This window comes from Luteimonas aestuarii (assembly GCF_004357985.1).
Taxonomy (GTDB): Bacteria; Pseudomonadota; Gammaproteobacteria; order Xanthomonadales; family Xanthomonadaceae; genus Luteimonas; species Luteimonas aestuarii.
The window spans coordinates 37,985-62,054 of record NZ_SMTF01000002.1 but is presented as its reverse complement, the minus strand read 5'-3'; the positions used below and the strand labels follow the sequence as shown (position 1 = coordinate 62,054).

Annotated in this window: 20 protein-coding genes; 14 read left to right on the top strand and 6 right to left on the bottom strand. The window is 68.2% G+C overall.

The genetic code is table 11. From position 1 onward, the window contains the following. The first annotated feature begins 96 nt into the window (after positions 1-96). The 7 genes from E2F46_RS02745 to E2F46_RS02715 all read left to right on the top strand — a co-directional run bounded on the left by E2F46_RS02745 (position 97) and on the right by E2F46_RS02715 (position 9,143). Positions 97-1,461 carry a YadA-like family protein gene (locus tag E2F46_RS02745; protein WP_165967331.1) on the top strand — a complete coding sequence of 455 codons (1,365 nt, stop codon included), beginning with the start codon at positions 97-99 and terminating at the stop codon, positions 1,459-1,461. A gap of 56 nt (positions 1,462-1,517) precedes the next feature. Further along, positions 1,518-2,111 (top strand): hypothetical protein, encoded by a 594-nt coding sequence (locus E2F46_RS02740; RefSeq protein ID WP_133320648.1) that lies wholly within the window; start codon positions 1,518-1,520, stop codon positions 2,109-2,111. A 76-nt stretch (positions 2,112-2,187) separates the two neighbouring features. Further along, on the top strand, positions 2,188-2,997 hold the full coding sequence (locus tag E2F46_RS02735) for a hypothetical protein (protein WP_133320647.1): 810 nt from the start codon (positions 2,188-2,190) through the stop codon (positions 2,995-2,997). 240 nt (positions 2,998-3,237) lie between these two features. Then, entirely contained in the window at positions 3,238-5,379 is a 2,142-nt protein-coding gene (locus E2F46_RS02730; RefSeq protein WP_133320646.1) for a YadA-like family protein, read from the top strand. 199 nt (positions 5,380-5,578) lie between these two features. Next, positions 5,579-7,933 carry a S9 family peptidase gene (locus E2F46_RS02725; protein ID WP_133320645.1) on the top strand — a complete coding sequence of 785 codons (2,355 nt, stop codon included), beginning with the start codon at positions 5,579-5,581 and terminating at the stop codon, positions 7,931-7,933. 62 nt (positions 7,934-7,995) lie between these two features. Continuing rightward, positions 7,996-8,940 carry an oxygen-dependent coproporphyrinogen oxidase gene (gene hemF / locus E2F46_RS02720; RefSeq protein WP_133320644.1) on the top strand — a complete coding sequence of 315 codons (945 nt, stop codon included), beginning with the start codon at positions 7,996-7,998 and terminating at the stop codon, positions 8,938-8,940. After that, on the top strand, positions 8,937-9,143 hold the full coding sequence (locus tag E2F46_RS02715) for a hypothetical protein (RefSeq protein WP_133320643.1): 207 nt from the start codon (positions 8,937-8,939) through the stop codon (positions 9,141-9,143). Before hemF ends, E2F46_RS02715 begins: the two co-directional genes overlap by 4 nt. 111 nt (positions 9,144-9,254) lie before the next feature. On the opposite strand, the gene E2F46_RS02710 is transcribed toward E2F46_RS02715, so the two are convergent. After that, entirely contained in the window at positions 9,255-9,722 is a 468-nt protein-coding gene (locus E2F46_RS02710) for a DUF421 domain-containing protein (RefSeq protein WP_133320946.1), read from the bottom strand. Between the two features lie 246 nt (positions 9,723-9,968). On the opposite strand from E2F46_RS02710, the gene E2F46_RS17780 reads away from it, so the two are divergent. Further along, positions 9,969-10,103 (top strand): hypothetical protein, encoded by a 135-nt coding sequence (locus E2F46_RS17780; RefSeq protein ID WP_279512676.1) that lies wholly within the window; start codon positions 9,969-9,971, stop codon positions 10,101-10,103. A gap of 70 nt (positions 10,104-10,173) precedes the next feature. Here the strand turns inward: E2F46_RS17780 and polA are convergent, their stop codons facing one another. Next, positions 10,174-12,933, bottom strand: coding sequence for a DNA polymerase I (gene polA / locus E2F46_RS02705; protein WP_133320642.1), 2,760 nt, complete (start codon positions 12,931-12,933; stop codon positions 10,174-10,176). 126 nt (positions 12,934-13,059) lie between these two features. On the opposite strand from polA, the gene E2F46_RS02700 reads away from it, so the two are divergent. Together E2F46_RS02700 and E2F46_RS02695 are read left to right on the top strand one after the other, a co-directional pair. Further along, positions 13,060-13,353, top strand: a complete 294-nt coding sequence (locus E2F46_RS02700; RefSeq protein ID WP_243720280.1) for a DUF2782 domain-containing protein — start codon at positions 13,060-13,062, stop codon at positions 13,351-13,353. Positions 13,354-13,356: 3 nt separating this feature from the next. Next, a complete protein-coding gene (locus E2F46_RS02695) occupies positions 13,357-14,403 on the top strand; it encodes an oxidoreductase (RefSeq protein ID WP_133320640.1) in 1,047 nt (348 codons plus the stop codon). Here the strand turns inward: E2F46_RS02695 and E2F46_RS02690 are convergent, their stop codons facing one another. The 3 genes from E2F46_RS02690 to E2F46_RS02680 form a co-directional block, all read right to left on the bottom strand. Further along, the gene (locus E2F46_RS02690; protein ID WP_133320639.1) at positions 14,404-14,853 is read right to left on the bottom strand and encodes a universal stress protein; all 450 of its coding nucleotides are present in this window, start codon (positions 14,851-14,853) and stop codon (positions 14,404-14,406) included. 95 nt (positions 14,854-14,948) lie between these two features. Continuing rightward, complete coding sequence (gene gnd / locus E2F46_RS02685; protein WP_133320638.1) at positions 14,949-15,854, bottom strand: phosphogluconate dehydrogenase (NAD(+)-dependent, decarboxylating); 906 nt, start codon at positions 15,852-15,854, stop codon at positions 14,949-14,951. Positions 15,855-15,937: 83 nt separating this feature from the next. Further along, the gene (locus tag E2F46_RS02680; RefSeq protein WP_165967330.1) at positions 15,938-17,083 is read right to left on the bottom strand and encodes a PAS domain-containing protein; all 1,146 of its coding nucleotides are present in this window, start codon (positions 17,081-17,083) and stop codon (positions 15,938-15,940) included. Positions 17,084-17,243: 160 nt separating this feature from the next. Here E2F46_RS02680 and E2F46_RS02675 point away from each other — a divergent pair, with 160 nt between their 5' ends. From E2F46_RS02675 to E2F46_RS02660, 4 genes are read left to right on the top strand one after another with little or no spacing between them, the layout of a single operon-like run. Then, positions 17,244-19,250: a prolyl oligopeptidase family serine peptidase gene (locus E2F46_RS02675; protein ID WP_165967329.1), complete on the top strand. Its 2,007-nt coding sequence runs from the start codon at positions 17,244-17,246 to the stop codon at positions 19,248-19,250. Beyond that, on the top strand, positions 19,247-19,468 hold the full coding sequence (locus E2F46_RS17775; protein ID WP_165967328.1) for a prolyl oligopeptidase family serine peptidase: 222 nt from the start codon (positions 19,247-19,249) through the stop codon (positions 19,466-19,468). The genes E2F46_RS02675 and E2F46_RS17775 overlap by 4 nt, the downstream gene beginning before the upstream one ends. Then, entirely contained in the window at positions 19,465-21,336 is a 1,872-nt protein-coding gene (locus E2F46_RS02665) for a S8 family serine peptidase (protein WP_133320634.1), read from the top strand. The genes E2F46_RS17775 and E2F46_RS02665 overlap by 4 nt, the downstream gene beginning before the upstream one ends. A gap of 30 nt (positions 21,337-21,366) precedes the next feature. Then, on the top strand, positions 21,367-21,753 hold the full coding sequence (locus tag E2F46_RS02660; protein ID WP_133320633.1) for a hypothetical protein: 387 nt from the start codon (positions 21,367-21,369) through the stop codon (positions 21,751-21,753). A gap of 84 nt (positions 21,754-21,837) precedes the next feature. Here the strand turns inward: E2F46_RS02660 and uvrD are convergent, their stop codons facing one another. Then, on the bottom strand, positions 21,838-24,018 hold the full coding sequence (uvrD, locus tag E2F46_RS02655; RefSeq protein ID WP_133320632.1) for a DNA helicase II: 2,181 nt from the start codon (positions 24,016-24,018) through the stop codon (positions 21,838-21,840). Positions 24,019-24,070 lie beyond the last annotated feature (52 nt).

Sequence of the window (24,070 nt, the reverse complement as noted above, 5' to 3'; positions counted from 1 at the left end):
GCGAACGCGCGCTGGCGATGTCAGTCCTGTCCCGCGGATTCCGATCTCCTGCTGTAGCCGGAACGTTCCGGCCTGCCCGAGGCGGGAACCATGCACATGATCCAACCCCATTCGACATCCAGATGGGCCGGCTACGGACGCACCGTCGCGATGCTGTCACTGCTGGTGGCAAGCGTCCATGCGCCTGCGATGGCCGGGACCACCTGCCAGCCCAGCGAGGGAGCCGCGACCGGCAGTGCCCCGGGGCTCGGGGCCTTCGCCTGCGGCAGCTCCACGGCGACTGCATTCGCAAGCCAGGCCTTCGGCTTCCTCAATACGGCCTCCGCCGACAACGCCAGTGCATTTGGCATCAGGAACACCGCCAGTGGCGTCGAAAGCAGCGCGTTCGGCCATGGCAACACGGCCAGCGGCGCCCGCAGCAGCGCCTTCGGCTTCGAGTCGCGGGCACTCAACACCGGCAGCACTGCGATCGGTTACCAGGCCATCGCCGACCGCGACTACAGCGTGGCCGTGGGCAGCGGCGGCAACGAGCATCAGATCATCCACCTCGCGGACGGCACCGAGGCCACCGACGCGGTGAACCTGCGCCAGATGCGCGCGGCGGACGACGAACTCGGCGCCGGCATCGCCGCATGGCTCGGCGGCGGCGCGGCCTATGCCGGTGGCGTATTCACCGCGCCGGTGTACGTGATCCAGTCCAGCAACTACAACAACGTGGGCGCGGCCTTCGGTGCGGTCGATGCCGCGCTGACCGACATCAACCAGCGCATCGTCGATGCCGGCGGCATCCAAGGCGAGCGCGGCGACAGCGCCTACGAGGTCGCGGTACGCAATGGCTTCGCCGGCACCGAAGCCGACTGGCTGGGCTCACTGCAGGGGCCCGTCGGGCCGGGCGGGCCGCAGGGGCCGGAAGGACCCGCCGGTGGCGGTCCGCGCAGCGTGGTCTACGACAACGATGGTCGCGACGTGCTGACACTGGCTGGCGAGAACGGCACCACAATCGCCAACGTCGCCGATGGCGTCGCCGCGACCGATGCGGTGAATGTGCGCCAGATGCAGGCGGGTGATGCCGCCACGCTGGCCTCGGCCAGTACCTACACCGACACCGTGGCGGTGCAGACGCTGCAGTCGGCCAACGAGTACACCGACAGCCGCTTCGCCGCGTGGGATGCGCAGCTCGATTCCATCCAGCGCGGCATCGACGACCGCTTCCACCAACAGGACCGGCGCATCGACCGGCAGGGCGCGATGGGCAGCGCAATGCTGAACATGGCGATCAATGCCGCGGGCTCGCAAAGTGCGCGCGGTCGCATTGCCGTCGGCGCCGGGTTCCAAGGCAGCGAACAGGCGTTGTCGATCGGATACGGCCGCAAGCTCGGTACGCGCGGTTCGTTCTCGCTGGGCGGTGCGTTCAGCGGCAGCGAGAAGTCCGCCGGCATCGGCTTCGGCATGGACCTCTGATCTGCGGCCCGGCGACACCGGGCCGTCCTTCCCGCATCCTGCAAGGAGCCACCCCCGTGGACAAGGCATTCCCCGCGACCCCGCTGTTTCCCCTGCTGGCCGCCATCGCAACGGCCATCGCCGCACCCGCATTCGCGCAGACCACCGACACGCCCCCGCGGATCACCCTGGAACGTCCGCTCGAGCATGTTCGTGACCTACGCCTGTGCGTGCGACCGTTCGAACATCGCGGCAGCGTGGTGCTGCGGCCCGGCTACAGCGGCAGCACCGGTTCGTTTCTCTCACCCGAAAGCGCCATCCTGCGCATCGACCGCGTGCGCACTACGTTACGCGCGCCCGGCCTGCGCGCCTCGGCGCTGGGCACCACGGTCGACGGTCGATTCACCTGGATACCGATGACGATTGCCGACGGCAGCGGCCGCTTCCCACCGGTCGGCGGACCCGCCGCGGCGTATGCCGACCGCGGCACCCTGGTGAAGATCGAGATCAACCGCAACACTTCAAGCACCGGCACCGTCACCGGCGACTACGTACTCAACGGTTGCCTGGTCGATCGCATCCCGGTGCGCATGGAACAGCCGCATATCGATCCACCGCGACTGCCGCCGAACATCCCGCTGCCGGGCGAAACCGTGCGCCAGCCGCGCTAGCCGCATCTCCCGTGCCGACCACGGTGCATCGCCTGCACCGTGGCCGGCATCCGATCGATCCAATGAGGCCGTCGCCATGAAAACCACCCGACTCACCGTTCCCTTCGCCCACTTCCGGGCCTTCCTGCCCGCCGATGGCGTGCGCATCGAAGTGTGGCGCGGCCGCAAGCGTTGGCCAAAGAACAAGACCGCGTTCATGCAGTACGAAACCGCCGAGATTTCATTCGGCCGTGCGATCCGCGCGCAGGAAGACCATCGCGACCGCGAGCGGTCGCTGTCCCCCGGGATCCTCTGCCATCCGGGGTCCATCGAAGTGCGTGGCGGCTGGGCGGCGCACAAGCACGTCCCGGTCCACAACGACTTCTTCGACGGCGAATTCAACGCCCACCTGTTGCTGTCGATGGATCGCGGGCGCCTGCAGTGCGAGATGCGTGACCTCCGGATGACATGGAACGCCTCGTTCGTGGCGAAGCTGGTGGACTTCACCGGCCTGGTCCGCGCGCACGTGATCCGCCTGGTGCAGGCCGACGTGCAGGACCGGATCAATGCCGAAATCACGCGCCAGATCGACGCGGCGATGAAGGATCTCACCAGGCGCGTGCCGCAAGCGCAGGTGGCGAAGGACCGGACATCGATCGCACTGCACGCCGACGCGATGGAAATCATCCTCCATTACCAGCAACCGATCATCCAGGCGGCCAATGCCACGCGGCTGCGCGGGGCGGAGGTGCAGAGCAACGTGAAGAATCCCCGTGTTGCCACCAAGGCAGGGAAGCAGGTCGTCAAGCCTGTCTCGAAAGCAGCCATATCGAAGGGCGTGGCAAACGCGAAAGCAAAAGCGATGAGTGCCACCACCATCAAACGCACCATCAAGTCCGTCCGCTGAAGCAGCGGATCCGTTGCAGGAGAGCGGCGCCTGCAGGAAGCGAGTGGGAAGACACACGCGATTCCGCGCACCACGTGAGGCTGCGCCTTGGCGTCGCCGATCCGGTCCATATGACATCCACGCAGGCCCCGCCCCGGCACCCGTCAAACCGGGAGAGACGATGTCAGCTTTGGACCGGCTATTCCGATCTCCTGCTGTAGCCGGGACGTCCGGCTCTCATCGCCCGCAGAGGATCACCACATGTCAATCTTTTCCCAGTCCAGACCTGCAATAGACCTTGCCGCAAACTGCCTCGCCATTACCTTGGCCGCGGCCTCCATGCCCATCATCGCGGGTGAAACCTGCCAGCACCCTGGCCCAGCGAGCATTGCCCCCGGCAGCAATGCATTCGCATGCGGTTTCGCCAATCAGGTCAACGGTGCCAACAGCACCGCGTTCGGGCGCGGCAACGAGGTGAGTGCCGCCAGCAGCACGGCGTTCGGTCACAACAACTTCATCGCCCAGACCGCGAGTACTGCGACGGCCATAGGCATCACGAACTTCGTCACCCAGTCCCGAAGTGCAGCAGTGGGCTACATCAACGATGTCACCGGGATCAACAGTAACGCATTCGGCGGTGCGCTGTACCGGATGAGCGACGGCCAGCTGATCAATGGGAACTATGTGCTCGCCAACCAAAGCAACGCATTCGGGCTGGGCAACAGCACGACGGGAATGCGCGCAAATGGATTTGGCATCCTGAATGTAGCGTCAGGCAGGGGCAGTAACGCCTTTGGCGGTGCGTACGATGAAGGCGACGAAGCCGGACTCGTGCGCAACACCGCGAGCGGCACTTACAGCAATGCCTTCGGGACAGGCAATCAGGCTGAGGGCGCATCTTCTACTGCCGTCGGATTCCGCAACCGAACGTCGGGCGGTCGAGGCAATACGGCGGTGGGCGAAGGCAACATCGCTTCCGGCCTGGAAAGCACCGCAATGGGCAGCGGGAACGAGGCCAGTTCCATCAGGGGGGTGGCAATCGGCTCCCGAAACGTGGTCGACGGCAACAGCGCGCTGGCTGTTGGGTACGGAAACGCCGTCAGCGGGACATTCGCCAATGCAGTTGGCGCCGGGAACATCGCAAGTGGCGAGTATAGCAATGCCTTCGGCAATGCCGGCCGTGCCACCGGCGTCGGAAGCCTGGTCGTTGCGAGCTGGTACGACCTCGACGGGAACGGGCAGCAGTCCTTTGACCTCGATCTCGACGGAGACGGAATAGTGGAATCCAGCAGTGAATTCGGGATTGCCATCGGGACCAGCGCAGTCGCCATTGGTGCAGGCGTTCGGGCAGTTGGCGACTACAGCGCAGCTTTCGGCGTGAATGCTGTCGCAAGCGTCGACTACAGTGTCGCGATCGGCTACAACGCGGTAGCCGATCGCGAATACAGCATCTCGGTAGGCTCCCCCGCTCGGATGAACCAGATTGCCAACCTCGCCGACGGCACCGAGGCCACCGACGCGGTGAACCTGCGCCAGATGCGCGCGGCGGACGACGAACTCGGCGCCGGCATCGCCGCATGGCTCGGCGGCGGCGCGGCCTATGCCGGTGGCGTGTTTACGGCACCCGTGTACGTGATTCAGTCGAACAACTACAACAATGTGGGTACCGCCTTCGGTGCGGTGGATGCGGCGCTGACCGACATCAACCAGCGCATCGTCGATGCCGGCGGCGTCCAGGGCGAGCGCGGCCTCAGTGCCTACGAGGTCGCGGTACGGAACGGCTTCGCCGGCACCGAAGCCGACTGGCTGGGCTCGCTGCAGGGGCCCGCCGGGCCGGGCGGGCCGCAGGGGCCCGAAGGACCCGCCGGTGGCGGTCCGCGCAGCGTGGTCTACGACAACGATGGCCGCGACGTGCTGACGCTGGCTGGCGAGAACGGCACCACGATCGGCAACGTCGCCGACGGCGTGGCGGCGACCGACGCTGCGAACGTCCGGCAGGTGCAGGCGGGTGATGCCGCCACGCTGGCCTCGGCCAACACCTACACCGACACCGTGGCGGTGCAGACGCTGCAGTCGGCCAACGACTACACCGACAGCCGCTTCGCTGCGTGGGATGCGCAGCTCGATTCCATCCAGCGCGGCATCGACGACCGCTTCCACCAGCAGGACCGGCGCATCGACCGGCAGGGCGCGATGTCGGGTGCGTTCGCCGGCATGGCGATGAACACCGCCGGCCTGTCCGGCCAGAACCGCATCGGCGTGGGCGTGGGCGTGCAGGGCGGCGAACAGGCCCTCGCCGTCGGCTACCAGCGCGCCATCGGCAATCGCGCCAGCGTGTCCCTGGGCGGCGCGTTCAGCGGCAACGAGAAGAGCATGATGGGCGGCGCCGGCTTCAGCTGGTGATGCCGGGTCGCTGACGCCAGCGCCTCCTGCGGCCGGGGACGCCGCGCACAGGGATGTGCGACGGGAGCGGGCAACCGCTCCCGCTTTTCGTCCGTGCCGACCACGAGGGCCAGCGGACCACCAGGCCATGACCTGCGGCCCAGCCCCGTCGCGGACGGGGCTGGTACCCTGCCCCGGTCCTTTTCCACGCACGGCCACCATGATCCGATCCCTTTCGTTCCTGCTGCTTCTCGCCCCCGGCTTGCTGTCCGCCCAGCCTTCGCAACCGCTGACGATGGAGCGGATCATGGCCGACCCGGACTGGATCGGCGCCCCGGTGGAACAGGCATGGTGGTCGTGGGATGGCAATACCGCGTACTACACGCTCAAGCGCGATGACAGCACCATCCGCGACACCTACGCGCTGCCGCTGCAGGGCGAGGCCACGCCCCGGCGCCTGGACGGTGCCGCGCGTGCCGACCTCGACGCCGCGCAGCCGCTGTTCGACGCGCAGGCCACGCGCATGGCCTTCATCCGCAATGGCGACGTGTACGTGCGCGACCTGCGCAACGGCACGCTCACCCAGCTGACCCGCGGCAGCGACAGCAAGGCCGCGCTGCAGTGGGGCAGCGATGGCGCGCTGGTCTGGCGCTCGGGCCACGACTGGTACCGCTGGACGGCACAGGGCGGCGTGGCGCAGGCCGCGTCGGTGAAGGCCGAGGACGACCCGGCCAAGGCGCCCCCGGCCGATGCATTGCGCGATTACCAGTTCGAACTGTTCGAGACCCTGCGCCGCGAGCGCGACCGCCGCGATGCCGCGCGCCAGCAGGACCTGCAATGGCGCCACGGCGATCCTTCGCGCGCGCCGTCGCCGGTCTACGTGGGCAAGGATGTGGACATCGCCGCAAGCGCGCTGTCGCCGGACGGCCGCTGGCTGCTGGTGGCGACCGAGCGGAAATCGGAAGACCGCGGCCAGGCCGGCAAGATGCCGATGTACATCACCGCATCGGGCTACGAGGAATTCGAGGACGTGCGCACCCGGGTGGGCCGCAACCTGCCGCGCGCGCAGGCGTTCTGGGTGGTGGACATGCGCGGCGACGGCAAGCCGCGCGAGATCAGGCTCGATGCCCTGCCCGGCATCAGCGACGATCCGCTGGCCAGCCTGCGCCGCGCCGCCGGCAAGGACGCGCTGAAGGGCGTGCGCGCGGTGCGGCTGGAGGATGCGATGCGCTGGAGTAGCGACGGCCACGCCGCCGCGCTGATGCTGCATTCGCTGGACAACAAGGACCGCTGGCTGGTGACGCTGGACCCGTCGCAGGCCGCGCTGCGCGTGCGCCACCGCCTGACCGACCCGGCGTGGATCAACTGGAACTTCAACGAGTTCGACTGGATGCCCGACAACCGCACGCTGTGGTTCCTGTCGGAGCAGTCGGGCCACGCCCACCTGTACCTGGCCGGCGAACGCGGCAGCCCGCGCGCACTGACCTCCGGGCGCTGGGAAGTGTCGCAGCCGATGCTGTCGCCGGATGGGGCGCGGTTCCTGTTCACCTGCAACCGCGCCTGGGCGGGCGATTACGAAGTCTGCGAAGTGCCGGCGGCGGGCGGTGACGTGCGCGAGATCACGGACCTCGACGGCGTCGACGGCTTCGCGCTGTCGCCGGATGGGCGCCAGCTACTGCTGAGGCATTCGTCCAGCTACGTGCCGCCGCAGCTGGCAGTGATCGGAAGCGACGGCAGCGGCATGCGCACGCTCACTGATACCCGCACCGCCGAATACCGTGCCCACGAATGGCTGCAACCCGAATACGTGCAGGTGCCGTCGAAGCATGGTGCCGGCACCGTGCCGGGCAAGTACTACGGCCCGTCCACGCTCGAACCCGGCAGGCAGTATCCGATCGTGCTGTTCGTGCACGGCGCCGGCTACCTGCAGAACGTGCACGAGCGCTGGCCGCAGTACTTCCGCGAGCAGATGTTCCACAACCTGCTGGTGCAGCAGGGCTACATCGTGCTCGACCTCGACTTCCGCGCGTCCGCCGGCCTGGGCCGCGACTGGCGCACCGCCATCTACCGGCAGATGGGCCATCCGGAGCTGGAGGATTACCTCGACGGCATCGACTGGCTGGTCGAGCAGCGCCAGGGCGACCGCGAGCGCGTGGGCATCTACGGCGGCAGCTACGGCGGCTTCATGACCTTCATGGCGCTGTTCCGCGAGCCCGGCAAGTTCAAGGCCGGCGCCGCGCTGCGCCCGGTGACCGACTGGACGCAGTACAACCACGCCTACACGTCGAACATCCTCAACACGCCCGACATCGACCCCGAGGCCTACCGCAAGTCGTCGCCGATCGAATACGCCGACGGCCTGCAGGACCACCTGCTGATCGCCCACGGCATGATCGACGACAACGTGTTCTACAAGGACTCGGTGATGCTGGCGCAGCGGCTGATCGAACTGCGCAAGCACAACTGGGAATTGGCCAGCTACCCGATGGAGCGCCACGCCTACCAGCACCCGGAAGCGTGGTACGACCAGTACCGTCGCATCCACGAGCTGTTCGAGCGGACGTTGAAGCCCTGACACCACCGGGGCAGCTTGATCGCGATCAAGGCGCCCCGCGTCGCCGGGCCTACAATGTCCGCATGACCGATTTCGACACCGTCCGCGACTACCTCACCGGCCTGCAGGACCGGATCTGCACTGCCATCGAAAGCGCCGATGGCAGCGCGCGCTTCACCGAGGATGCCTGGCAGCGCGATCCGTCCGATGCGTCCACGCACCTGCGCGGCGGTGGCCGCACGCGCGTGTTGCGCGATGGCGGGGTATTCGAGCAGGCGGGCATCGGCTTCTCCGATGTGTCCGGCAGCGCCCTGCCCCCCTCCGCAACGGCGGCCCGTCCGGAACTGGCGGGCGCGTCCTGGCGCGCGGTCGGCGTGTCTCTGGTGTTCCACCCGCGCAATCCCTACCTGCCCACCACGCATGCCAACGTGCGCCACTTCCGCGCCGAGCGCGATGGCGAGACGGTGGCGTGGTGGTTCGGCGGCGGCTTCGACCTGACCCCGTTCTATCCCTTCGACGAAGACGTGCGGCACTGGCATCGCACCGCACGCGACCTGTGCGAACCATTCGGCGGGCAGGCGCGCTACGACGCGCACAAGCGCTGGTGCGACGACTACTTCTTCCTCAAGCACCGCAATGAAACCCGCGGTGTCGGCGGTCTGTTCTTCGACGACCTGCACGACGACTTCGCTACCGACTTCGCCTACCTGCGCGCCGTGGGCGACGGCTTCCTCGACGCGTACCTGCCGATCGTCGAGCGTCGCAAGGCCACGCCGCACGGCGAGCGCGAGCGGCAGTTCCAGCTCTACCGTCGCGGCCGCTACGTCGAGTTCAACCTGGTCTACGACCGCGGCACGCTGTTCGGCCTGCAAAGCGGCGGCCGCGCCGAATCGATCCTGATGAGCCTGCCGCCGCTGGTGCGCTGGGAATACGGCTTCACGCCGGAAGCCGGCAGCGACGAAGCGCGGCTGATGGAGTACCTGCGGCCGCGGGACTGGTTGGACGAGGCGGGTGGCCAGCGCGCATGACACGCCCGAAGGTCCACCGCATCGTCACCGGCGCGTTCGGCCTGCTGTTCGTCGCGCTGGCCATCGCGATCCTCGCGGTGTCGGAACGCACGGCCGGGCCTTTGGTTGCAGCGGCGGGGGTTGGCTTCCTCGGGATCGATGCGGTGCTAAGTGCGTTCCGCGGAAAGCCATCGGTGCTCTCCCGCATCGGGCCACTCCCCTGACCCTCGCCATTCCGGGTCCAGGCGTTGATGCGACCACTCGCGACGCGCAAGCCGCGGCGGCCCAGATGCTCGGCACGCCCTCCCGGCAAGCGGTCCGGCAACGAGGCGCCGCTATCCACTCCGCTTCACCACCGTGATGTGCCCGTTGTTCTCGAGCACGGCGAGGCGGATGTCCTCGATCTCAAGGCAGCCTTCCTGTCGCATCGCCTTCTCGAAGTCTTCCTTGCTGATCAGTTCGCGGCGCAGCACCTCGCGATAGACGGCGCCGTCGCGGGCCAGCAGCACCGGCGCGCCTTCGATCAAGCGCTCCATGCGCGGGAGCCGCGCCGTGGTGAGTCCGACGGTCCAGTTCAGCGCAATCAGGGTCGCCGCCAGCAGCATGCCGCCGCCGACCGAGGTGTCCTCGCCCAGCAGCGCGTTCTGCACGGCGTTGCCCAGCAGCACGACCAGCAGGATGTCGAACGGCGTGAACTGGCCCATCGAGCGCTTGCCCGACAGCCGGATCATGCCCAGCAACACGAAATACACCACGCAGGCCCGCAGCACGAAGACCCACCACGGCATCGCCAGCTCGAACATGCCTTCGAACGGATCGGACACGGCACGCGCTCCTCGTTTGGACTGCGCACACGTTACGCCCCGCGGCAGGGGCCGCAGGCGTACAGGCGAAAAAAAGCCCCGCAGGCAGGGGGGGCCGGCGGGGCTCGGGGAACGAGGGCTCGGGGAGAAGCCTCGTTCCGGGGATCACTCCAGGGGATGGGAGAGATCGGCGACAGACCTTGCATCTGTCGCGAGTCATATGACCATCCGGGGCATTGATAGTTCGTGAAGATCCCGCTGGGTTTCCGTAAGAATTCAGGCAACGTTTACCCGCTCAGCGCCGTGCTGAAAACCCGCGCCTGCCTGGCTGAATATGCCGAAGGTCACATGCGTTCAGCAACCCGCGATGTAACTCATTGATCGCGCGTCCGGACAATCGATTTCACCGGCCGGCGCGCCCATTCCGACCTCCGCCGGAGACCGCGCCGCCTCAATGCGCCTGGTCCCAATCCGTCCCTGTCCCTGAATCGACCACCAGTGGAACGCGCAGTTCCGCGGCTGCCGCCATTCGCGCAGGCACTTCGGCCAGCAGGGTGTCGACGAATCCGTCCTCGACCTCGAACACCAGTTCGTCGTGGACCTGCAGGATCATCAACGCACGACCGCCCTGCCCGGCCAGCCACTGGTCGATGTCGACCATCGCCCGCTTGATGATGTCGGCGGCGGTGCCCTGCATGGGCGCGTTGATCGCGGCGCGCTCGGCGCCGGCGCGCTGGCCCTGGGTGCCGCGCTGGATGTATTCGAGGTACAGCCGGCGGCCGAACACGGTTTCAACAAAGCCCTGGTCGCGCGCCTGCTGGCGGGTGCGCTCCATGTAGTCGCGCACGCCGGGGTAACGCGAGAAGTAGGTGGCGATGTAGTCCTGCGCCTCGCCGCGGCCGATGCCGAGGTTGCGCGCCAGCCCGAACGCACTCATGCCGTACATCAGGCCGAAGTTGATCGCCTTGGCGGCGCGGCGCTCGTTCGCGGTCACCTCGTCCAGCTCGCGGCCGAAGACTTCGGCGGCGGTGGCGCGGTGCACGTCGGCGCCGGAAGCGAAGGCATCCAGCAGACCCGAATCCTCCGAAAGGTGCGCCATGATCCGCAGTTCGATCTGCGAATAGTCGCAGGCCACCAGCTTGCGCCCTTGCGGTGCGACGAAGGCCTTGCGGATGCGGCGGCCGTCCTCGGTGCGGATCGGGATGTTCTGCAGGTTGGGATCGCTCGACGCCAGGCGGCCGGTCGCGGCACCGGCCTGGTGGTAGCTGGTGTGCACGCGCCCGGTGTCCGGATTGATCATCTCCGGCAGCTTCTCGGTGTAGGTGCTGCGCAACTTGGCCAGGCCGCGGTACTCCAGGATCACGCGCGGCAGTTCGTGCTGGTCGGCGATGGCGTCCAGCGCCTCTTCGTTGGTGCTGGGCTGGCCCTTGGGCGTCTTCACCTGCGCCGGCAGCTTCAGCTCGTCGAACAGCAGCGCCTGCAGCTGCTTGGGCGAATCGAGGTTGAAGGTGCGCCCGGCCAGTTCGGTCGCCTTCTGCTGTGCGGCCAGCATGCGACGCGACAGGTCGGCGGTCTGGCGGCGCAGTTCTTCGGCATCGATCTTCACGCCATTGGCCTCGATGCGCTCGAGCACCGGTACCAGCGGCATCTCGATCCCGCGGTATACGCGTTCGAGCGCCGGCACGGCCGCCAGCTTCGGCGCCTGCGCGCGGTGCAGCCGCAGGGTGATGTCGGCATCCTCGGCGGCATAACGGGTGGCGTCGTCGATGGCCACCTGGGAGAACAGGATCTGTTTCGCACCCTTGCCGGCGACATCGGCGTACTTGATCGTCTCGTAACCCAGCAGGCGCTGCGACAGCGAATCCATGTCGTGGCGCTGGCTGGAATTGAGCACGAAGCTTTCGAGCATGGTGTCGTCGGCATAGCCGCGCACCTTGATGCCGTGGCGCCGCAGCACGTGCAGGTCGTACTTGCCGTGCTGGCCGACCTTGCGCTTTCCGGCATCCTCGAGGGTCGGCTTGAGCGCCGCCAGCACGGCATCGCGCGACAGTTGTGCGGGTGCGCCGGGATAATCGTGCGCCAGCGGGATGTAGGCGGCTTGGCCGGGCTCGACCGCGACACTGATGCCGACGAGGTTGGCGCGCATCGGATCGAGCGCGTCGGTCTCGGTATCGAAGGCGAATGCATCGGCGGCCTGCAGCATCGCCAGCCATGCGTCCAAGCGCCCTTGGGTGAGGATCGCTTCGTATTCGCCCGGCGCGGACAACTCGGCGGCGGGACGCGCCTCGTCGCCACCGGCAGGTGCCGTGTAGCGGGCGTTGCCACGTGCCTTGCCCGGCGCCTTCTCCGGCGCATCGGCGCTAGCGCCACCGTCGAGTTCCTTCAGCGCCTGGTTGAAGCCATAGCGCGCGTACAGCCTGCGCAATGCCTCCACGTCGCGTTCGCGCAGCGCCAGCCCTTGCGCGGCCACGTCCAGCGCCACGTCGGTCTTGATGGTGGCCAGTTGCCGGCTCAACGGCAGCTGCGGCAACGCCTCGCGCAGGCTCTCGCCGATCTTGCCCTTGATGGCGTCGGCATTGGCGATCACGCCGTCGAGCGTGTCGTACTCGGCCAGCCACTTCGCCGCGGTCTTCGGCCCGCACTTGGGCACGCCGGGGATGTTGTCCACGCTGTCGCCCATCAGCGCCAGCATGTCGACGATCTGGCCGGGGCGCACGCCGAACTTGTCGATCACCGCCTGGTCGCTGTCCATGCGGCTGCCGGTCATGGTGTTCACCAGCTCGACGCGCGGACGCACCAGCTGCGCGAAATCCTTGTCGCCGGTGGAGATGGTCACGTCGATGCCGTCGGCAGCGCCCTGCAGCGCCAGCGTGCCGATCACGTCGTCGGCCTCGACGCCGGCCACGCGCAGGATCGGCAGGCCCAATGCCTCGACCAGCTGCATCATCGGCTCGACCTGTGCGCGCAACTCGTCCGGCATCGGGGGGCGGTTGGCCTTGTACTGCGGATACAGTTCATCGCGGAAGGTCGGGCCACTGGCGTCGACCACGAAGGCGAGGTAGTCGGGCTGCTCCTTGATGGTCGCGCGCAGCATGTTGACCACGCCGAACAACGCGCCGGTCGGCTCGCCCTCCGCATTGGTCAGCGGCGGCAGCGCGTGGAACGCGCGGAACAGGTACGAGGAACCATCGATCAGGACGAGTCTTGGCATGCCCCGATTCTACGCTGCAGGACGCGGCCGGCAGGCGTCCACGCGGGCGCACACGCCCGCGCCATCTCACCCCGCCGCCACGGCCCGCGGCGCATAATGCAGGTCCATGCCTGCCGGGGAGCCCCCATGCGCCACCTGCACCTCCTGCTGCTGCCCTCGCTGCTCGCCCTTGCGGCCTGCGCCACCGGTCCCGACACCGCCCTGCCCTTCGAGATTCCCGAAGGCGCGGTGGAGAACGTCCGCACCGAAGCCAACGGCGACGTGATCACCGAATACCGCGTGGCCGGACAGGTCCAGGTGGTCCACGTGCAGCCGTCACGCGGCCCGGGCTACCACCTGTACGTCCGCGACGGTCGCGTCGTCTCCAGCCGCGAAGGCGACAACCCGCCACAGACCTACTTCAAGCTGTTCGGCTGGTAACGCTTGCGCGCGACTGCACCGCTGAACGTCGCGCTGGTCGGCTATGGCTATGTCGGCAAGGTCTTCCACGCACCGCTGATCGCCCACACCCACGGCCTGCACCTGCATACGGTGGTGTCGGGCGATGCCACCAAGGTCCACGCGGATATCCCCGAGGTGCGCGTGGCGGCCGATCCACGGTCCGCGTTCGATGACGATGCCATCGACCTGGTCGTCATCGCCGCGCCCAATGCCGTGCATGCGCGCCTGGCACTCGCCGCGCTGCAGGCCGGCCGCCACGTCGTGGTCGACAAGCCGTTCACCACCACGCTGGCGGAAGCACGACAGGTCGTGGATGCCGCCACACGCAATGGCCGCATCGCCAGCGTGTTCCACAACCGGCGCTGGGACGGCGACTTCCTGACCCTGCGCAAGCTGGTCGAAGACGGCACGCTGGGCGAGGTGGTGGAACTGCATTCGCATTTCGACCGTTTCCGTCCGCAGGTGCCCGATCGCTGGCGCGAACGTGCCGGTGCAGGCGCCGGCCTGTGGTTCGACCTGGGCCCGCACCTGGTCGACCAGTCACTGCAGCTGTTCGGCACGCCGGAGGCCGTGCAGGCGGATATCGCGATGCAGCGCGATGGCGCCGTGGTCGATGACTGGTTCCATGTCGTGCTGCGCTATCCGCGGCTGCGCGTGGTGCTGCACGCGGGTGCGCTGGTCGCCGCGCCCGGACCGCGCTTCGTCGCGCACGGCACCCGCGGAAGCTTCGTCAAGCACGGCCTGGACACGCAGGAAGCGATGCTCAGGCAGGGCATCGTGCCGGGCGCTCCCGGCTGGGGCGTCGACCCCGCGCCGGGCACGCTGACGCACGTCGATGACGGTGTCGCGCACGCCAGCCGGGTCGAGACCATCGCCGGCGACTACCGCGCGTTCTATGCCCGGATGCGCGATGCGCTACTGGGACACGCACCGCCGCCGGTCACGGCCACGGAAGCACTGGCCGTGATGCGGATCCTCGAGCTTGGCGCCACCAGTGCGCGCGAAGGGCGCGCAATGCCACTGGACTGATCAGCGCACCACCAGCACCGGCAGCGTGCTGCGCCCCAGCACCGCCTGCGCCTGGCTACCGAGCAGCAGCTTGCGCAAACCCGTGCGGCCGTGGGACGCCATCACGATCAGGTCGGCGCCGCGTTCGGCAGCCACCTCGAGGATGGCGTCGGCGGGTGCGCGCTCCGGCACGAAGACAGCGTCCAGCATGACGCCGGCCGACGAAGCGCGCGCCCGCACATTGCCCAGCAGGACATCGGCTTCCGCGCGCATCGCCTTGCGATGCCGGTCCTGCAATTCCGCCGAGGTCGCCATCGCGACGGGATCGCCGGGCATCGCCACCGGCCACGGTTCGGATGCGGTGACCAGGATGACCTTCGCAGCCAGCGCCTGGGCCAGGGCAAGGCCTGCGTCCACGCCCTTGCCGGCGAGTTCGGAACCATCGGTCGCAATCAGGATGTGCTTGTACACGGCGCACCTCCACGCAGTGGGAACGACGCCCATCTCAACGGATGCGGGGCGCCTGCGCATTGATCCTGCGCAACCCCTGCGTCGCATCGCGGCGGTCAGTCGCGCTTGACCGCATGGCCGCCGAAGGCGTTGCGCATCGCCGACAACAGTTTGTCGGCGAAGGCATTGTCGTCCCGTGAACGCAGGCGCTCGATCAGCGATTGCGTGATCACCGGTGCGGCCACGTCGAGCGCAATCGCCTCGGCCACCGTCCAGCGCCCCTCGCCGGAATCAGGCACATACGGCGCGATGCCGTCGAGCTGCGGATTGCCGGCGAGCGCGCCCGCGGTGAGATCGAGCAGCCACGAGCGCACCACGCTGCCGTGGCGCCAGAGTTCGGCCAGTTGCGGCAGGTCGGCGATGAGGTCCTGGCGGCGCTCGAGGATCGCGAACCCCTCGGCGTAGGCCTGCATCATTCCGTACTCGATGCCGTTGTGGATCATCTTCGCGTAATGGCCGGCACCGCTGGGGCCGACGCGTGCCCAGCCCCTGTCCGCTGCAGGCGCCAACGTGGCGAACACTGGCGACAGCCGGCGCGCCGCGTCCTCGTGGCCACCGATCATCAGGCTGTAGCCTTCGGCCAGTCCCCACACACCGCCGCTGGTGCCCACGTCGAGATAGGCGATGCCCGCGTCGTCCAGCGCGGCCGCACGTCGCTGGCTGTCCTGGTAGAACGAATTGCCGCCATCGACCAGTACGTCGCCCGGCGACAGCAGCGGCTGCAGCGACGCGATCGTGGCGTCGACGATTGCGCCGGCCGGCACCATCATCCACAGCACGCGCGGCGCGTCGACACGTTCGGCCAGCGCTTCCAGCGAGGCGACCGTCGCCAGCCCCTCGCCCTCCGCGCCGGTGCGTGCCGCGGGCACGGGATCGAAACCCACCACGTCGTGGCCGCCACGCGACAGCCGCAGCGCCATGTTCGCGCCCATGCGCCCCAGACCGATCATGCCCAGTTGCATCGTGCTGTCCTCGTGGCGATGCCCCGCAGGGCGTGGGCCGCATGATGCATCACGACCACGGGCGATGCCCGGCACGCAGTGTTTCAGGCGAGGTTGCGCAGCAGCACCGCCAGCTCGGACTGGCGCTCGACGCCGGTCTTGGCGAACACGCTCTTCAGGTACTGCCGCGCGGTGCCTTCGGTGATCCCGAGGCGTGCCGCGGCCACCGACAGCGCCTCGCCGGCCTGCAGCGCCAGTGCGAGCTGGGCCTCGCGCCGGGTGAGGCGGAACATCTCCAGCAGTACGCCGATCGCCGGTGCGCGCTTCTGGTCCGGATCGCGCAGCACCAGCATTGCGGCATCGGCGAATGCCGGGACTCCGTGCAGGCCCATCGTGGAAACGGCCGGTGCCACCGTGGCCAGCAATGGACGTCGGGGCGGATCGCGCCGCAGCGCGATCGGGATGCCACCGCCGGTCGCGGAGTCATCCGCGTGCTGCGCGAACGCCGATGACATGCCTGCACGCAACGCCACCGTGCTGCGCACCAACGCGAACAGCCTGTGTTCGTCCTCGGAACGCGCTGCACGGAGCGCGCCGCGATCGAGCTGTAGCGCACCGCCATCGAGCAGCATCGCGCGCGCGGCGGGATTCACGTAGCGAACGCGCCCGTCGACACCGACGATGGCAACGCCATCCTGGATCGCATCGAGCGCGGCATGGGCCCGGTGCATCACCGCCTGCTGCGCAAGGAAGGTCATGCGCAACTGGAAGGCATTGTGCAGATGCTGCAGCAGCGGTTGCATGGCAGCGACTTCATCATCGCCATAGTCGTGATTGCGCGTGGCATCGCGACAGATGGCGATCGCCGCACGGCCCGCCCCGGTCCGCCACGTGAACGCGAGCGCATGGCCGCCATGCAGCGGCCGCAACAGATCTTCGTACAGATCGGTCCGCATCAGCTCCCGGATCGGGGAGAAATCCGACATGCGGCGCGCGGCCCGCACCGGCATGCTGGCCAGCGCGGGATCGTACATGGTGGTGGCGGACAGCCGCTGCGCGAGCGGCAACATGCCATCGTCCACCCGGCTGATGTGCATCGCCAGCGTGGGCCCGGTGGTGTCAGACAGCACGGCATGCTCGGCCCCCACGCAATCGCGGACCGCGTCGAGCCAGGCGCTCTCGGCGCGGTCGTCGAGCATCGTTTCGTAAATACGGCCAATGGCCTGCGTGACCGCACCGGCATCGAGCATCTCGACACTCCTGTCTGGGAGTAGCGGACTCCATCCGCAGTCTCCTACAACGTCCACGGCAGTGCCAGCAGGCCACCGGCCGCCGTGCCCGTCGCCACCGTTGCGCATCCGTGCAAGCAAGGCCTGTGAACCCCCCGCCCTACATCGCAAGGAGCACCTGATGCGCGCATCCCCCGATGCCATTCGTTCCACGGCCAGTCAAGCCGCCACGCAGCGCATGGCTGCCCTCGTCTTTACCCTGATCAACGCCAGCCTGCTGGCCGTGTGCAGCACGCCGGTCGCTGCGGAGACGCCACCGAAGGCGAAATCGGTGCCCGCCACCGACACCTACCCCGGCTTCGAGGTGGTGGACCCTTACCGGAACCTCGAACAGCTGGACGACCCGGACACGCAGGCGTGGATGAAGGCCCAGGCCGACCATGCACGGCGCGTGCTGGACGGGATGCCCGGGCGGGCGCGCATCCGCGCCGCGCTGGACGATGCGGACGCGATGCTCGCCTTCAGCAGCAGCGATATCCGGCCCGCGACCGCGACTAGGATGTTCTATCGGCGGCGCGAGGCAGGCGAACCCACGCAGAAGCTGTACGTCCGTGACGGCCTGCGCGGTACGCCGCGCCTGGTGTTCGATCCCTCCCGGCTCGACACGCCAGGGCAGACCCATGCGATCAGCTGGTATGTCCCCTCGCCCAGCGGCAGGCGGGTGGCGGTGGCGGCCGGCGCCAATGGCTCGGAAATGTCGGATTTCTACGTGCTGGACGTCGACAACGGCGAACAGTTGGACGGCCCCCTGCCCCGTAGTTGGCTGGGCTGGATCACCTGGCTGGACGAGGACCGCATGCTGCTGGGCCGGTTCAACCCGGCCGCGCCGGACGCGCCGCCGACCGAGGCCTGGAAGGACTCGCAGGTCTTCCTGCATCGCGTGGGCAATCCCATCGAACAGGACCTGCACGTGTTCGGCACGCGCAGCCGTCACCCTCCCGAAGGCCTGCCCCCGGAGCATGTGGTCGCGGTGATGCGTCGCGCCGGCGAGCCTTTCGCCGTGGCCATGGCGTCGGGCACCGAAAACCACTACTCGGCCTGGGTACTGCCAGCGTCGCAGCTGGGCGATCCGGACGCGGGATGGCGGCGCATCTTCGGGACCGGCGACCTCAACCAGTGGGGCGGACAACCGCTCGACGGCAAGCTGCACGCCATTTCCACCCGCTCGCCCAACGGAGAGATCGTCGAATACGACCTGGCGACAGGCGCGCGTCAAGTGCTGCGGCCAGCCGGCGACAGGCCCATCGAAAGCCTGGCGGTGTCCACCGATGGCCTGTACTTCCGCGAGCGCGATGGCGTGTACATCGACCTCAAGCGCATCGGCTTCGACGGCAGGGGCGAGACCACGATCCGGTTCCCGCGCAGCGGCAATCCCTACATTTCGCCCATGGACCCGGTGCTGGCCGGCAGGTTCGTGCTGCTCGAGTCCTGGACCGCGCCGTCGCAGGACTTCCTGGTGCAGGCCGATGGCAGCGTGGTCCCGACCCACCTGAAGCCGACGGCGCAAGGCTTGGATCTGTCGCCCCTGCAAAGCCGTGACCTTGTGGCAACCAGCCACGACGGCACGCAGGTACCTTTGTCACTGGTGCATTTCGGCAATCTCAAGCCACCCGGTGAGCAGCGTGTGCTGCTGTACGGCTATGGCGCATACGGGATCTCCGAGGATCCCCTGTTCAACCCGCTGCGGTTCGCGGCGATCGCCCAAGGCATCGCCCATGCCACCTGCCACGTGCGCGGCGGTGGCGAGCATGGCGATGCGTGGCGCAAGGCGGGCCATCTGGCACGGAAGCCCAACACCTGGAAGGATTTCATCGCCTGCGCCGAGGCCCTGGTGGCGCAGGGCATCACCGTCCCCGCGCAGCTCGTGGGCATGGGGGTGAGCGCCGGCGGCATCCTGATCGGCAACGCCGTGCACGAACGTCCCGACCTGTTCGCCGGGGCGGTCAACGACGTCGGCGTAACCGACGTGCTTCGCATGCTGTCGGCCAGCCAGAATGGCCCGAACCACTATGCCGAGTTCGGTGATATCCGCACACCCGAGGGCGCGGCCGCCGCACGCGGCATGTCCGTCTACCAGCGCATCGAGGACGGCCGTGCATACCCCCCTGGCTGGTCATCCACGGCGTGAACGATCCCCGCGTGGACGTCTGGGAGTCGAACAAGTTCGTCGCCCGCATGCAGGCGGCATCGGCGAAGCCGGTGATCTACCGCCTCGACTACGCCAGCGGCCACGGCATCGGCTCGACCGCCGATGCGAACAAGGACTGGGCGGCGGACATCGCGGCATTCGTGCTGGAGGTGACGCGCGTCGACACCGGCAACGGAACCGCGGGAGCCGCGCCATGATCCGCATGTGCCTGATGCTCGTCCTTGCTGTGGCCGGGATGATGGGGTCGAAAGGCTTGGCCGCCCCGCCCGGAGACGCCGATGCCGCGCCACGCGTGGTGGTCCGCACCCAGGCCGAACTTCCGTCAAGCAGCTTCCCGCTTGACCGGAAGCCTTCGGAACTGCTCAGCGACGAAGAGGCGTTCCATGAGCTCGCCCGGCGCGTGAGTGCCGACATCGAGCAGACCCTGGCGACGCACGACATCCAGGACGCAGCCGCGCAAGGCACCCTCTACGCCACCCTGCGCGACCTCGCCCTGCTGCGTGGCGACGCCAGCGCAGCACGCGACTACAACGCGCGCCTGCGCGCGCTGCAGACCAAGCCGTCCGAGCAGTGGATCACCGGCCTTCGCCATGCCGCCTACGCCGATGCCATCGAGCGCGGCAGCGACGCGTCCCTGCGCGACGAGGCGATCCGCAAGCACATGGCCGAAGCACTCGAACCCATGCCATGGGGCGTCGTGCGCAACGACATCCGCGAGATGCGCAATGGCATAGACGTGCTTAACGCCAACATCATCGCCGGTATCGTCGCCAGTCGGATCGACCCAGTGCAGCAGGCATCGGGCGCGCTCAGCCGTGAACTCTTCGCGCAACTCGCCAACTTCAAGGTCGCGCTGGACTTCATGGTGCCCCATGCCGCCGCGCAGCTCGCTGCACTGGACGCATACATCGCCGCCAACCATGTGCGCAAACCCAACATCTGGCTGGACCGCGACATCTCGCTGTACGGGCGCGAAGACCTGTCGCCGGTGATCGTTGGCATCTGGGATTCCGGGGTCGACACCAGCCTGTTCCCCGGACAGCTACATGTCGATGCCGCGGCGCGGGCCGAAGGTCGTCTGGACGAAATGCACGGCATCGCCTTCGACATCCACAGCAACCGCGAATCCGGCCTGCTGCTGCCATTGTCGCCTGAACAGCGGGAGAGCGAGGACATGCTTTACCAGCACCTGAAAGGCTCGCTGGACAGCCAGTACCAGATCGACAGTCCCGAAGCCGATGCCTTCCGTGCGCATGTCGCCGGCCTTTCGCCAGACGACATCGGACCGTTCATGGAAGGCACGATGCTGTACTTCAACTACGTGCATGGCACGCACGTTGCCGGTGTCGCGCTTCAGGGCAATCCCGCCGCGCGCCTACTGGTGGCACGCGACACCTTCCCCAGCGAATTCCCGCCGCCGCCATTCACCCGCGAGCGGGTCGAAGCCAATGCGCGCATGTATCGTGAAATCGTGGACTACCTGAAATCGCAAGGCGTACGCGTGGTTAACCTCAGCTGGATCTGGTCGCCACTCGATATCGAACGCAGCCTGGAAGCGCATGGCCTCGGCGGCACGCCGGAGCAGCGCAGGGCCGAAGCCATCGCCCTGTTTGTCATTGTCTCGGAGGCGTTGACCGAAGCGATCCGCAGCGCGCCGGACATCCTGTTCGTGCCCGCTGCCGGCAACAGCGACGAGGACGTCGATTTCATCCAGGCCATCCCCGCCGGGATCGACCTGCCCAACGTGCTGACCGCCGGCGCCGTGGACCAGGCTGGCGACGAGACCGGCTTCACCAGCCACGGCCGGCTGGTTCGCGTGCACGCGAACGGCTACGAGGTGGACGGCCCGGTACCGGGCGGACGACGGATGCACTGGCATGGCACGTCGCTCGCCGCACCCCAGGTCACAAACCTCGCCGCGAAACTCTTCGCGCTCGTTCCAACGTTGAGCGTCGCCGAGGTGGTGCAACTGATCCTCGACGGCGCCGAACGCAGCGACGACGGGCGGCGCAACCTGATCAATCCCCGCCGCTCGCTTGAACTGCTTGCGCAACGACGTGAGTGACGCCCAGGAACGCGCATGGACGCTGCCGCGATGAAGGACCTCCCCCACCTGCTGCCCTCACCCGCGATCCCGATCACCGGGTTCGACGTGATCGTCCGCGGCTGGATCGTGGAATCCGCGCCCAGCGCCGGGCGCGCACCCTTGCCACTGCTGAAGGGCAAGCTGGTAGTGGACGTGGCCGCACAGATCCGCGCCGTCGACGACATGGACCAGCCCGCGCGGCACCTGATCGCGGCCATGCTGTTGCCCTCCGGCGTGGAAGACATCGTGTGGATGATGCGGTTCTGCGACGAACACGGCATCTTCGTGATGAGCCGCAACACCATCGGCGACCCGGATCCGGGCCCGATCGTCCGCATCCACGCCGATGCGCTCGGCCGGCAACGTCCCATGCTGCGGGTCGTCGGCGATGATTGAGTGACCTGGAGGAGCGCTACGGGGTTTGACCGTGCCGAACCGAAGGGCGCGGTCCGCACCCCCATGTTCAGCGTATCGCGCGCGCTACGCCGGCTGCAGGTTCGCGTAGGCCATCACCAGCCACTTGCTGCCGGCTTCGTCGAAGTTCACCTGCACCCGCGCATGCGCGCCGCCGCCTTCCAGGTCGGTGACCACGCCGGCGCCGAACTTGGCGTGCACTACGTTCTGGCCGAGCTTCAGCCCCGGTGACTGGTCCAGCGACGCGTGGCCCCAGTCGCGGCGCGGCTGCGGCGCGAACGCGGGACGCGAGACCTGCACCCGCGGCCGCACTTCGTGCAGCAGGTCGGCCGGGATCTCGCGCAGGAAGCGCGAGGGCACGCCGTACATGTCCTGCCCGTGCAGGCGGCGCGACTCGGCGTAGCACAGCACCAGCTTCTGCCGCGCGCGGGTGATGCCCACGTAGGCCAGGCGTCGCTCTTCCTCCAGCCGCCCACTTTCCTCGATGGAGCGCGCGTTGGGGAACAGCCCCTCCTCCATGCCGGCCAGGAACACCAGCGGAAACTCCAGGCCCTTGGCGCTGTGCAGGGTCATCAGCTGCACGCCGTCCTCGCCCACCTGTGCCTGGCCCTCGCCGGCTTCCAACGCGGCGTAGGCGAGGAAGGCCACCAGTTCGGACAGCTGCGCGGCATCGTCATCGTCGCCCTTGACGAAGCGCGAGGCCACCGACACCAGCTCGTCGAGGTTGTCGACGCGCGAGTCGGCCGCGCCCTTGGATTCGTTGGTGTAATGCACGCGCAGGCCCGAGCGCAGCAGCACGTGGTCGATCTTGTCCTTGAGCGGCAGCTCCGCCACTTCCGACGCAATGCCGTCGAGCAGCGCATGGAAACCGGCCAGCGCATTGCGCGCCCGTGCCTGCAGCGCACCGCCCTGCTGCACGCGCAGCGAGGCCTCCCACAGCGACACGCCGGCAGTGCGCGCCATGCGCCGCACCTCGTCCAGCGTGCGGTCGCCGATGCCGCGCGTCGGCGTGTTGACGGCGCGCTCGAACGCCGCGTCGTCGGCGCGGTTGGCCACCAGCCGCAGGTAGGCCAGGGTGTCCTTCACTTCCGCACGCTCGAAGAAGCGCATGCCGCCGTACACGCGGTACGGCACCTGCTCGGCCAGCAGGTGTTCCTCGAACGCGCGCGACTGCGCGTTGCTGCGGTAGAGGATGGCGCAGTCGCCATGGCTGCCGCCATCGCGCACCCACTGCGCGATGCGCTCGATCACGAAGCGCGCTTCGTCGATCTCGTTGTACGCGGCGTACAGGTCGACCGGCTCACCCTCGCCGCTGTCGGTCCACAGCTGCTTGCCGAGGCGGTCCGGGTTGTGCGCGATGACCGCGTTGGCCGCGCCCAGGATGTTGGCGGAGGACCGGTAGTTCTGTTCCAGCCGGATGGTCTGCGCGCCGGGGAAGTCGCGCAGGAACTTCTGCACGTTCTCCACCTTGGCGCCGCGCCAGCCATAGATGGCCTGGTCGTCGTCGCCGACCACGAACACCTTGCCACTGTCACCGGCCAGCACGCGCACGAAGGCGTACTGGATGCTGTTGGTATCCTGGAACTCGTCCACCAGCAGGTGGCCGAAGCGCTGGCGGTAGTGCGCCAGCAGCGCCGGCGTGTCGCGCAGCAGCTCGTGCGCGCGCAGCAGGATTTCGGCGAAGTCCACCAGCCCGGCACGGTCGCAGCGCTCCTGGTACAGCACGTAGCTCTTGAGCATCACCTCCGACCACTCGTCGCCGCTGGCCTGGATGTGCTGCGGGCGACGCCCTTCGTCCTTCTGCGCGTTGATCCACCACATGACCTGCTTGGGCGGGAACCTCGCCTCGTCGAACTCCAGTTGTTGCACCACCCGCTTGACCAGGCGCAGCTGGTCGTCGCTGTCGAGGATCTGGAAACCTTCCGGCAGCCTCGCGTCCTGCCAGTGCAGGCGCAGCAGGCGATGCGCCAGGCCGTGGAAGGTGCCGATCCACAGGCCGCGCGAACCGTGGCGCAGCTGCGCATCGACGCGATGGCGCATCTCGGCCGCGGCCTTGTTGGTGAAGGTGACCGCGAAGATGCCGTGCACCGGCACCCCGACCACCTCGTTCAGCCAGGCGATGCGATGGGTGAGCACGCGGGTCTTGCCGCTGCCGGCACCGGCGAGGACGAGATAGTGGCCATCGGGCGCGGACACGGCCTCGCGCTGGGCTGCATTCAGCCCGTCGAGCAGGTGGGAAACATCCATGCGCCCATTCTACCCGCGGGCGTCGCAGGGGCTGCACCCGGGCGCAGCGGCG

Coding starts and splice junctions, on each gene's coding strand:
- E2F46_RS02730 (WP_133320646.1), top strand. CDS start 3,238: ATGTCAATCTTTTCCCAGTCCAGACCTGCAATAGACCTTGCCGCAAAC.
- E2F46_RS02725 (WP_133320645.1), top strand. CDS start 5,579: ATGATCCGATCCCTTTCGTTCCTGCTGCTTCTCGCCCCCGGCTTGCTG.
- E2F46_RS02745 (WP_165967331.1), top strand. CDS start 97: ATGATCCAACCCCATTCGACATCCAGATGGGCCGGCTACGGACGCACC.
- E2F46_RS02735 (WP_133320647.1), top strand. CDS start 2,188: ATGAAAACCACCCGACTCACCGTTCCCTTCGCCCACTTCCGGGCCTTC.
- E2F46_RS02660 (WP_133320633.1), top strand. CDS start 21,367: ATGAAGGACCTCCCCCACCTGCTGCCCTCACCCGCGATCCCGATCACC.
- E2F46_RS02680 (WP_165967330.1), bottom strand. CDS start 17,083: ATGCTCGATGCCGGTGCGGTCACGCAGGCCATTGGCCGTATTTACGAA.
- E2F46_RS02665 (WP_133320634.1), top strand. CDS start 19,465: ATGATCCGCATGTGCCTGATGCTCGTCCTTGCTGTGGCCGGGATGATG.
- E2F46_RS02700 (WP_243720280.1), top strand. CDS start 13,060: ATGCGCCACCTGCACCTCCTGCTGCTGCCCTCGCTGCTCGCCCTTGCG.
- E2F46_RS02710 (WP_133320946.1), bottom strand. CDS start 9,722: ATGTTCGAGCTGGCGATGCCGTGGTGGGTCTTCGTGCTGCGGGCCTGC.
- polA (WP_133320642.1), bottom strand. CDS start 12,933: ATGCCAAGACTCGTCCTGATCGATGGTTCCTCGTACCTGTTCCGCGCG.
- E2F46_RS02675 (WP_165967329.1), top strand. CDS start 17,244: ATGCGCGCATCCCCCGATGCCATTCGTTCCACGGCCAGTCAAGCCGCC.
- E2F46_RS02715 (WP_133320643.1), top strand. CDS start 8,937: ATGACACGCCCGAAGGTCCACCGCATCGTCACCGGCGCGTTCGGCCTG.
- uvrD (WP_133320632.1), bottom strand. CDS start 24,018: ATGGATGTTTCCCACCTGCTCGACGGGCTGAATGCAGCCCAGCGCGAG.
- hemF (WP_133320644.1), top strand. CDS start 7,996: ATGACCGATTTCGACACCGTCCGCGACTACCTCACCGGCCTGCAGGAC.
- gnd (WP_133320638.1), bottom strand. CDS start 15,854: ATGCAACTGGGCATGATCGGTCTGGGGCGCATGGGCGCGAACATGGCG.